Below are 10,324 nucleotides of genomic sequence, written 5' to 3'. Positions count from 1 at the left end.
GCGATTGAGCTGCAGGTTCCCGACCACGCCAGCCGGGGCGGGACGGGGGTTCCAGGGGGTCGCTCCCCTGGGAGAAAGACGAAGCGAGCCGGGGAGCGTGCCCCCAGCATGCGACCATGGCTCTGGCCGAGCGCAGTGGCGATTGAGCTGCAGGTTCCCGACCACGCCAGCCGGGGCGGGACGGGGGTTCCAGGGGGTCGCTCCCCTGGGAGAAAGACGAAGCGAGCCGGGGAGCATGCCCCCAGCATGCGACCATGGCTCCCCCCGAGCGGAGTATCATCTCGCCCCAGGCGGGTTGACGGACGGGCCGGAGGGCGGCACGCTCGACCGGCGTCGGCCGGTGACCCGAGGGCGCGGAGTGCACGCTGCGGCTCCATGGCCCCGCCGGGTCGACGGCCCGCGGGGGTCGACGGCCTCCGCTCACGAACCGCTACTGACAAACTACAGTCCGCTTCATGCGGCGACAAGATGGAAGACGCGATTCCTCCCGTTCGTGACCGCGCGGGTCCCTCGCAGGAATGGTGCTGAACCGCCGTGATCCACTTCGACAACGTCACCAAGGTCTACAAGAGCCAGAACAGGCCCGCACTGCAGCATGTGAACGTCGCCATCGAGAAGGGGGAGTTCCTCTTCCTGGTGGGGCCCTCGGGTTCCGGCAAGTCGACCTTCCTGCGCCTCATCCTCAAGGAGGAGCGTCCCACCCAGGGGCACGTGCACGTGGCCGGCAAGGACCTCAACCGGCTCAGCAACTGGAAGGTGCCCCACCTGCGCCGCCGCATCGGCTGCGTGTTCCAGGACTTCCGGCTGCTGCCCAACAAGAACGTCTTCGAGAACGTGGCGTTCGCGCTGGAGGTCATCGGCAAGCCGCGGCGCTTCATCCAGAAGGTCGTGCCCGAGGTCGTCGACCTGGTCGGCCTGGAGGGCAAGGCGCACCGGATGCCGCACGAGCTGTCGGGCGGCGAGCAGCAGCGGGTGGCCATCGCCCGGGCGTTCGTCAACCGGCCGATGATCCTGCTGGCGGACGAGCCGACCGGGAACATCGACCCGGCCACCTCGATCGGCATCATGAAGGTGCTGGACCGCATCAACCGCACCGGCACCACCGTCGTCATGGCCACCCACGACGCCGCCATCGTGGACGCCTTCCGCAAGCGCGTCGTGGAGTTGGAGGACGGCCGGGTCGTCCGCGACCAGTCGCGGGGCGTCTACGGCCAGGCGTACTGACGGGCCCGCTCGCGGTGAACCTGGCGCGGGCTCCGGGCGTACCTCCCGTCGCGTGGGAGCGGCCCGCCGCCGACCGACGAGACCCACCTACCCGGACCGACCGAAGAGACTGACAGAGCCTGACCGGACGCACGCTCCCGGCGGGGCACAGGCGATCAAGGACAGCGAGGCATGCGCGTACAGTTCGTTCTCCAGGAGATCTGGATCGGTCTCCGCCGGAACCTCACGATGACGGTCTCCCTGGTCATCACCGTCGCCATCGCCATGGCGCTCTTCGGCACCGGCCTGCTGGTGCGGGCCCAGGTCGAGTCGTCCAAGAGCTACTGGTACGACAAGATCGAGGTATCGGTCTTCCTGTGCGCCCAGACCAGCTCCAACCCGCAGTGCAACAAGCAGGACGCCACCGAGGAGCAGAAGCAGTCGATCAAGGCGGACCTGGAGAAGCTGCCCGAGGTCGCCAAGGTCGACTACGAGAGCAAGGCGCAGGCGTGGGCGCGGTTCAAGGACCGTTTCTCCACCACCCCGGGGTTCGTGCAGAGCACCCGCGAGGGTGACATTCCCGACTCGTTCCGGATTCGGCTGAAGGATCCGGAGAAGCACCAGGCGGTGGCGCAGGCGATGCTCGCCCGTCCCGGCGTCGACCAGGTGATCAACGAGAAGCAGATCCTGGACCGCTTCTTCCGCATCCTCGGCGGCCTGCAGTGGGCCGCGCTGGTGATCGCGCTGATCCAGGTGATCGCGGCGGTGCTGCTGGTGGGCAACACGGTGCGGCTGTCGGCGTTCAACCGCAGGCGGGAGACCGGCATCATGCGGCTGGTCGGCGCGTCCAACACCTACATCCAGATGCCGTTCATCCTGGAGGGCGCGATCGCCGGCCTGATCGGCGGGCTGTTCGCCGCGGTGCTGCTGGTGCTCAGCAAGTTCATGCTGGTCGACCGGGTGGCGAGCCAGATGCAGTTCGCCAGCAACCTCGGCTGGGGGACGGTGATAGCCGTCACCATCGTGTCGATCTGCTTCGGCGTGCTGCTGTGCGCGATCGCCTCGTTCCTCACCCTGCGCCGCTATCTGAAGATCTGACGGTGCCGGGCCGCGGGCACGCCCCGCGCGTCCCGGCGTTCCGCCACGCCGCCCCCACCGACCCGCCGGAGCCTTCCGCCGGAGGCGCGATGCTTAAACTGACCGCATGTTCCGGTTGACCGGTCGCGGGCTGCGCGTGTCGGCCGTCGTGGTCGCGGTGGTGTGCGCCTATGCCGCCGGGATGATCACCGGCGGCGGGCCTCCCGTCGAGCGGCGGGCGCGGGGTTCGGCCGCGCCGTCGCTGCTGGACGAGGCGGCGACGCGCATCGGCCGTGCGGCGGCGCAGCCGGTCGACCGCGGCAGGCTGGATCGCGCGGCCATCGACGGCATGCTGCGCACCCTCGGCGACAAGTGGGCCCGCTACTACTCGGCCAGCGAGTTCGACGACTTCCAGGGACGCATGAACGGCCGTTACAGCGGTGTCGGGCTGTGGCTGGGCACGGGCGGGGGCGATGCGGCCGCGGGTGAGGCCGCGCGCACCATGGCCGCTCCGGACGGCCCCGGCGACCGGCGCGTCCGGGTGGCCAGCGTCCAGCCCGGGTCGGCCGCCGAGCGGGCGGGCGTACGGGTCGGCGACGTGATCACCAAGGTGGGCGACGCCGACGTCGCCGGCTGGGACGCGGGCCGCGTCGCGGCGGCGCTGCGCGGCCGGCAGGGCACCGGCGTGGACCTGACCGTCGACCGCGACGGCGCGGCGCAGCGGTTCCGGCTGGTGCGCACCCCCGTGGCCGGAAGCGACGTCACCGTCGCCGACCTGGCCGACCGCGCCCGGATGATCCGCGTCGGCGCGTTCACCCGCGGCGTGGGCCGCGAGGTGCGCGGCGCGCTGACCGGCGCGCCCGGCAGCCCCCGCGGCGGCGTCCTGCTGGACCTGCGCGGCAACCCCGGCGGGATGCTGGACGAGGCGGTGGAGACGGCCTCGGCGTTCCTGCCCGGCGGGCCGGTGGTCACCTACGAACGGCGCGGCGAGCGCGGCATGGTCACCGAGCGGCGCGACGTCACCCAGCCCGGCGACGCCGACACCCCGCTGGTCGTGCTGGTCGACGCCGGCACCGCCAGCGCCGCCGAGGTGGTCGCGGGGTCGCTGCGCGACCGCGACCGCGCGGTGATCGTAGGATCGCGTACCTACGGGAAGGGGTCGGTGCAGGAGCCCATCCGGCTGGCCGACGGATCGGCGATCGAGCTGACGGTCGGTCGCTACCGGACGCCCAGCGGCCGTAACCTCGACGGCGTGGGGATCGACCCGGACGTGGCGGTCTCCGCGGACCGTCCCCCCAAGGAGGCCGAGCGGCGCGCCCAGGAGGTGCTGCGCGGGCTGCTCGCCACGCTGCCCGAACGAGGCTCGGGCGGCGTGCTGGACAAGGACCGAGGCTGATCACGTGCCACGCGAGACAGGGCGCAAGCTCATCGCGCAGAACAAGCGCGCCCGCTACGACTACCACATCGACGACACGTGGGAGGCGGGCCTGGTGCTGATGGGCACGGAGGTGAAGGCGCTGCGCGCCGGCCGTGCCTCGCTCGCCGACGGCTACGCCCACGTCAGGAACGGGGAGGTGTGGCTGGAGAACGTGCACATCCCCGAGTACCTGCAGGGCACCTGGACCAACCACGCCCCCCGCCGCCCGCGCAAGCTGCTGCTGCACCGACGCGAGATCGACAAGATCGCCGACAAGTCGGACGAGGCGGGGTGGACGCTGATCCCGCTGTCGCTGTACTTCAAGGACGGCAAGGCCAAGGTCGAGATCGGCCTGGCCCGTGGTAAGAAGACCTACGACAAGCGCCAGGCCATCGCCAAGCGCGAAGCCGACCGGGAGATGCGGCGGGCGGCCGCGGCACGGTTCAGGAGACGGTGAAGGGTGTCGATGAGCAGCCCGGGTCGGGGCAGTAGCGCGTCAGGCGAGTCCGTACGGCACGGTCGCGGGCGCTGGGGCCGGCGGCGGCGTCCCAGGTCGTCCACGCCGCGCCGGGTGGTGTCGGTGGCGGGATGCGGCCTGCTGGTCGCGTCCGTGACGTCGGGCTGCTTCGCCGAGCCGTCCGCGATGCCGACCGTGCGGGACTTCCTGATCGCCTGGGAGGTCGGCAACTACAAGGCCGCGGCGCGCAAGACCACCGGCGCCGACCGGAACGCGGTCGCCGCCCAGCTCGGCCAGTTGCGCCGCCAGCTGGACGCGGCGTCCCTGCGGCTCGGCCTCGGCCTGCCGGTGCAGCCGGGCGGCACGCCCGCCAAGGCCATCACCAAGAACGGCGACAACGCGGTCGCCCGGTTCGCGGTGAAGATCGACCTGGGCGAGAACGGCCAGCCGTGGACCTACGAGGGCCGGATGCGGCTGCGCCGGGTGGACGGCGACTGGAAGGTCATCTGGGACCCGTCCATCATCCATCCGCGGCTGCGGCAGGGCATGCGGCTGGCCGTGCTGACCGAGGTGTCGCCGCGCGCGCCGATCTACGACTCCGACGACAAGCGCATGCTGCGCAACGTCCGGACCGACATCGTCGGCGTCTATCCCGGGCAGTTGCGCGACCCGGAGAAGACGCTGGAGCAGCTCACCAAGGTCACCAAGATCGACGGTGGCCGCAAGCTGGACACCGAGCGGCTGGTCGGCCGGGTCAACTCGGCGCCGCCGGAGCGGTTCCTGCCGCTGCTGACGCTGCGGCACCCGCAGGGGGTGGCGATCGCCCAGCGGATGCCGCAGAGCTCCGGGCTGCGCGTCCAGACCATCTGGGCGCCGATCCAGTCCAACGCCGCGCCCGAGCTGGTCGGCCAGCTCGGCCCCGCCACCGCCGACCGGCTGCAGCAGGTGGGCGCCCCCTACCAGCCGGGCGACACGATCGGTGTGAGCGGGATACAGCTGCTGTTGCAGCGGTGGCTGGCCGGCACCCCGACGGTCCGGGTGGTCGCACAGGATCCGTCCGGCCGCAACGTCCAGGAGCTGCGCTCGTGGGTCGGCCAGGAGCCGCAGCCCGTCCGCACCACCCTGGACGCCACGTACCAGGACAGCGCGGACCAGACGCTGGCCAGGGTGCCCGCGCCGGCGTCCATGGTCGCCCTGCGCCCCAGTACGGGCGAGGTGCTGGCGGTGGCCAACAACAAGCTGACGGGCGGCCGCAACCTGGCGATGGAGGGCAGCTACCCGCCCGGTCTGACGTTCGGCATCGTCTCGGCGGAGGCGCTGCTGCAGCGCGGTCTGACCAAGAACACGCAGACCGAGTGCCCGGCGACCGCCACCGTGGGCGGCCAGACGTTCAGCAACCCCGGCGGCCAGGCCCGCGGCAAGCGGACCCTGCAGATGAACTTCGCCTATTCCTGCGCCACCACCCTCGCCCAGCTCAGCACCCGCCTGGACGCCGCGACGCTGATGGCCGAGGCGCAGCGCTTCGGCCTGGGCAAGGACTGGGGCCTGACGGTGCCCGCGTTCACCGGAACGGTGCCGAAGCCCCGTAACGACGCCGAGAAGGCCGCCATCGCGATCGGGCAGGGCGGGGTGCGCGTCAGCCCCCTGGCCATGGCCCTGGTCGCCGGGGCCGTGGACGTGGGCAGCTGGAGGCCCCCGTACCTGCTGCGTTCCCCGCAGGACCCCTCGTCGAGATTCCCTGCCCAGACGCTGCCGTCCGTGGCCACGTCCGACCTGAAGGACCTGGTGCGGCGCTCGGTGTTCCAGGGGACCGCACGGGCCGCCGAGGTGTCGAGCGGAGGCAAGGTGTCGGGCGTGTACGCGACGGCCACCTACACCGAGAACGGCCGCGAGAAGGTCGTGTCGTGGTTCGTGGGCTCCCGCTCCGGCACGGCCTTGGCCATCGCCGTGGAGGGCCACTACAACGCCGCCCAGCTCGCCTCGACGTTCTTCCGGGGCGGCATCCCGGCGGCGCCCACCGGGGCGTCCCGCTGATCGCCGCTCCGCCGCCTCCGTTACGACCTCCCGGACGCTCGTTGCAGCTTTGTTATCTCTTTACCCGGGGGCCGCAACCATCCGGGGGCTCCCGCTCGTCTTTACAGGTGACTGAGACACCGCTTGGGGGGTTGCGGACTCAGTCGCCGTGATGAGACCAGAGCCTCGTCTCGGGGGAGGCTCTGCCGTCCGGACCGGCCCGACCCTGCCGGTCGGCCCCGGTGGGCGCGTTCGTCGCCCACCGGGGCATCACGCTGTCCGGGGGAATTCCCTTGGCACGAAGCGCGTTATCCTTGTAGCGTCAGTTGACGGGACGCCTGCGTCCCGGTTGACAACTGAACATGGGGGTGACCGGTTTCGACTTCGGTAGGTCGAAGCAGGGGAAGCGGGTCGAGGGTTGCGGTCGTGACCTCGTAAATCCTGTGACCGCAAACCAATAACTGCCAACCAGAAGCAGTCCGAGTTCGCCCTCGCCGCCTGAGCGAGGAGCGAACTCTGTCGGCCCGGGAGCGTCTCCGACCCGGGATCCGGCATCATCAGGAGACTCAACCTCCGCACCCGGTCGCGGGGTGCGTAGGGACACCTAACAGCGACTGAGCCCGTCGGCGACTCGCCTGCGAGAGCGCCGGGGCTGAGAAAACGTCAAGCAGGCTGCACCCGGAGAAGCCCTGCCTCATCACCGAAGGACGCGGGTTCGATTCCCGCCACCTCCACTTCGTGGGCGACGTGTGGTCGCGGCCCCTGCCGGGGGCCGCTTCCCTCACCTCGTTCCGGATATCTCCCAGGGGGGCGACCCCCTGGAACCCCCGTTTGGGCCCTGCGCTCGGCGAGCTCCGCTCGCCTCCGCACAGGGCCCGTTCTGCGTTTCGGGGCGGTTCCAACCCCCTGTCGTTGGCAGGCAGCCGTGCCCCGCCGGAGCGCCCACACCTGCTTTCGGGCTCTGTCAGGGCGCGGCTCCCTGGGACCTCCGCTGTGTGGGCTTCGCCCTCACGCCGTGTGGTTCTGCGCCCTTGGGAGTGCTTCCTCACCTTGTTCCGGATGTCTCAGGGGGCGACCCCCTGGAACCCCTGTTGGGCCCCGCGCTCGGCGAGCCCGCTGGCTCGTTGTGTTAGGGAGACGACAGCGGTGGTTGCGCTGCCGGGCAGCGGGACCACCGCTTCATTGGATGGCCTTATGCGTCCATGAGCCGTGTTGAAGGTTCGGCCCAAGGCAGGTCGGGGCTGTCGACTCACCGGTTCTCGGGGCTCGGGTATCGCGGCGCGCACCATGGAGTGGAGGTGACTTCGGCCGAGGACACCGCCGGCTGGCCAGCGTTCCTGCGTGGCCTGGTGGCCGGGGGTGCATTGGTGATCTCCGATGCCCACGCCGGGCTGGTGGAGGCGGTCGGGGCCACGCTGCTGGGGGCGGCCTGGCGGCAGTGAGTCGCCAGGCTTAAGCACGACTTCTCGTGGCTGCGCTCGTGTAGAGGCGGAGAGATCCTGCGTCGCCGCCGCTTGGCGAGAATCAGGCGTCCTTTGGCGTTTTTGCTGCTGTCCGGCGCGGTGATGGTGTTTGTACGCTCTCATCACCAGCCGCTGACGGGAGGTATCGGCATGACCGATGAGAGCAATGACGCGAATGGGGTGGCTCGGCGCGCGGTGTTGCGGCGCAGTGCCGGCATTGCGGCCGCCGGCGCGGTATCTGCGTTTTCTGCTGCGGCGTCCAGTGCCGCACACGCCTCGGTGACGAGATCTGTGCCGAGTGGCAACGCTTCCAGTCCGAGTGTCGGCGCTCTGCCATCGGTGGTCGCGGGAGTTCACATTCCCAACAGTAGATTGGCTCGTGAAGCTGCGGTGTTCGCGCGACAGGCGTACTCGGAGACGCTGTTCAATCATGTCATGCGGACGTATGTCTTCGGCTCTCTGGTGTTCGACCGGCGTGGTGTTCGCTATGACCGGGAGCTGGTGTTCGTCGCAGCCGTCTTGCATGACCTCGGGCTGGTCGAATCGTTCCAGACCCCGGCTGAGCGGTTCGAGGTCGATGGCGCTGATGCTGCGCGCCGGTTCTTGCGGGAACGGCGCGTGCCGACTGAACGGGCGGAGCTCGTCTGGGATGCGATCGCCCTGCACACCAGCATCGGCATCGCGACTCGGAAGAGGCCTGAGATCGCCTTGATCTCGGTCGGGTCGGGAATGGATTTCACTGGGAACGATCTGCGGCAGCTTCCGTCCGGCGCTCTCGAGGAGGTGCTTGCCGCCTTCCCGCGGAAAGAGTTCAAGCAAAATGCGCTCGATGCGATGATATCGCTGTGCCGCACAAAGCCGCTCGGGGAGCTCATGCACCCCTTCGCGGAGGTCGGCCGACGCCACATTCCCAATTTCTCGGTGCCCACCGTCGAGGATCTGCTGCTCGCAGCGCCATTCAAGGAGTGATGCAGGTGTTCGCCGGGTTTCTCGTTGCGGGGGCCTGGTCGGCCCGCGGCACGGCGGCGATCTGAGCGACCTCGTTCAGCCGATCATTCGGCTGGTGGGTCGGAGCATCGATGGGTATTTGCTTCGACGGACGTCCGTGGGGGGCGACCCCGCGTTCGGCGCGCCGTATTCCCTGGGATCGTCGACGAGCTGGTCGGGGTGCTACGTACGGCCTGAGCGCATCTTCTCGCTGGGCTCGGTGCCGGGGGCCCTTCCTTACGCGGAATGCGCCGCGGACCCCTGGCGCAACGTGATCCACGCCGGCCCCGTCCGGGGGTGCTCCGCGACATCCCCCCGCCTGCCAAGGGTCCTGGCTGTCCCGAAACTCGCCGACCTGCGCACCGCGTGCCGCTGGCGGCGACAGGCGGCGCAGACGGGAGCGGCCTACCCGGCCGGTCCTGCCGTGGTACGGGATGCCCGGCGCGCCCTGCGGGGAGTTGTGTTCATGCCGCTCAGGGCGCGGCGTAACAGGGCGTGCGGCTCGTCCGAGCCGGTGATCAACCGTTCGATGATCCTGAGCGGGCGCCTGACTGCGCCCGGACGGATTCATGGGCTTGCGGGGGCGGGCGGGACATGTCGGCGGGGCGGAAAACCGGTGTGCTTGGGGTGGGGCGGGCGCTACGCTCGCGGGCACTTGACGCGGCTGTTCTCGAAAGGCGCCGATGATGCGTGTTGCGGAGCAAGGGGGCGACCACCCCGAACTACTGGAGCGGGGACATCCCTTCCGGCAGTGGAAGACGTGGCGCATTCCCGGTGCCGAGCTGACCCTCACCGGCTACTCCCGCGCGAACGACAAGACCTTCTTTCACATCCCCGAGCTGAGGTGCAGCCTCGACGCCGGGTTGTGTGAAGGGCGGCAGGTGGACACGGTCTTCCTGACCCACACGCACCACGATCACTCAAAGGATCTCGACTACCTGGCTGCCAAGGCTTCCGGCACGGACGTCTACCTGCCCGCCGAGGCGGTGCCGTACGTGGAGTCCTACCTGCGCGCGTCCGCCGAGCTGAACCACGGGGCGGGATTCGACCCCGCGCTGGCGGGGGGCTGTCGGCTGCATGGCGTCCGGCGGGACGACGAGTTCGTTTTCGGGCGCCGGGGACATCACGTTCGGGTGGTGGAGTGCCGGCACAAGGTTCCTTGCGTGGGATATGCGTTCTCGGAGCGGCGCAAGGCGCTGCGGCCGGAGTTCGAGGAGCTGCGGCGGTCCCTGGTGAGGGAGGGGCGGGGCAGCGAGTTCGGCCGGATCATGGCCCGGCGGCGTGAGGAGGGGGCCGAGGTCGACGTTGCGGTCCGCCGGCCGCTGTTCGCCTTTCTCGGTGACACGCACGTTGACGTGTTCGAGCACAACCCATGGCTTTTCGAGTACCCGGTCGTCATCACGGAGTGCACTTTCCTCGACGACGCCGAACTCGACCGCGCGAATCGGGTGGGGCACACGGTGTGGAGTCAGCTCAGACCCGTGGTCGAGGCCCACCCGGAGACTCTGTTCGTCCTGATCCACTTCAGCCTGCGCCACTCGGACCGGGAGATCCTCACGTTCTTCCGGCGGCAGTGGCAGGAAGCGCGCGGCACGCGGCCGGACAACGTTCTGTTGTGGGTGCATCCGGACAGCCGCCTGCCCGAGCAGCACCAGCACGGCGGTTCCTGAGCGGGCATCCCGGGCAGGTGACTGCCCGGGATGCCCG

At 70.1% G+C, this 10,324-nt stretch carries 7 protein-coding genes, 1 other RNA gene and 1 pseudogene; all 9 read left to right on the top strand.

All coding sequences use genetic code 11. The features are described from left to right. Positions 1 to 534: 534 nt before the first annotated feature. The 9 genes and pseudogenes from ftsE (at position 535) to ABZ801_RS30090 (ending at position 10,287) form a co-directional block, all read left to right on the top strand. A complete protein-coding gene (gene ftsE, locus ABZ801_RS30130; RefSeq protein WP_285492260.1) occupies positions 535 to 1,224 on the top strand; it encodes a cell division ATP-binding protein FtsE in 690 nt (229 codons plus the stop codon). Between the two features lie 171 nt (positions 1,225 to 1,395). Beyond that, the gene (gene ftsX, locus ABZ801_RS30125) at positions 1,396 to 2,301 is read left to right on the top strand and encodes a permease-like cell division protein FtsX (protein WP_344954468.1); all 906 of its coding nucleotides are present in this window, start codon (positions 1,396 to 1,398) and stop codon (positions 2,299 to 2,301) included. 106 nt (positions 2,302 to 2,407) lie between these two features. Then, entirely contained in the window at positions 2,408 to 3,676 is a 1,269-nt protein-coding gene (locus ABZ801_RS30120; protein WP_360704144.1) for a S41 family peptidase, read from the top strand. A 4-nt stretch (positions 3,677 to 3,680) separates the two neighbouring features. Then, positions 3,681 to 4,154 carry an SsrA-binding protein SmpB gene (gene smpB, locus ABZ801_RS30115; protein WP_344954472.1) on the top strand — a complete coding sequence of 158 codons (474 nt, stop codon included), beginning with the start codon at positions 3,681 to 3,683 and terminating at the stop codon, positions 4,152 to 4,154. 9 nt (positions 4,155 to 4,163) lie between these two features. After that, positions 4,164 to 6,188 carry a penicillin-binding transpeptidase domain-containing protein gene (locus tag ABZ801_RS30110; protein ID WP_360704141.1) on the top strand — a complete coding sequence of 675 codons (2,025 nt, stop codon included), beginning with the start codon at positions 4,164 to 4,166 and terminating at the stop codon, positions 6,186 to 6,188. Between the two features lie 343 nt (positions 6,189 to 6,531). Continuing rightward, positions 6,532 to 6,904, top strand: a transfer-messenger RNA (tmRNA) gene (gene ssrA / locus ABZ801_RS30105). A 552-nt stretch (positions 6,905 to 7,456) separates the two neighbouring features. Next, a pseudogene (locus tag ABZ801_RS30100) lies at positions 7,457 to 7,606 on the top strand (transposase); the annotation flags it as partial. Positions 7,607 to 7,702: 96 nt separating this feature from the next. Continuing rightward, complete coding sequence (locus tag ABZ801_RS30095; RefSeq protein WP_360704138.1) at positions 7,703 to 8,599, top strand: HD domain-containing protein; 897 nt, start codon at positions 7,703 to 7,705, stop codon at positions 8,597 to 8,599. Positions 8,600 to 9,300: 701 nt separating this feature from the next. Then, positions 9,301 to 10,287: an MBL fold metallo-hydrolase gene (locus tag ABZ801_RS30090; protein ID WP_360704135.1), complete on the top strand. Its 987-nt coding sequence runs from the start codon at positions 9,301 to 9,303 to the stop codon at positions 10,285 to 10,287. Positions 10,288 to 10,324: the final 37 nt, after the last annotated feature.

The organism is Actinomadura sp. NPDC047616 (assembly GCF_040642915.1).
Classification (GTDB): Bacteria; Actinomycetota; Actinomycetes; order Streptosporangiales; family Streptosporangiaceae; genus Spirillospora; species Spirillospora miaoliensis.
Note: the sequence above shows the minus strand (reverse complement) of the source record. Positions and strands in the feature narration are given on the sequence as shown.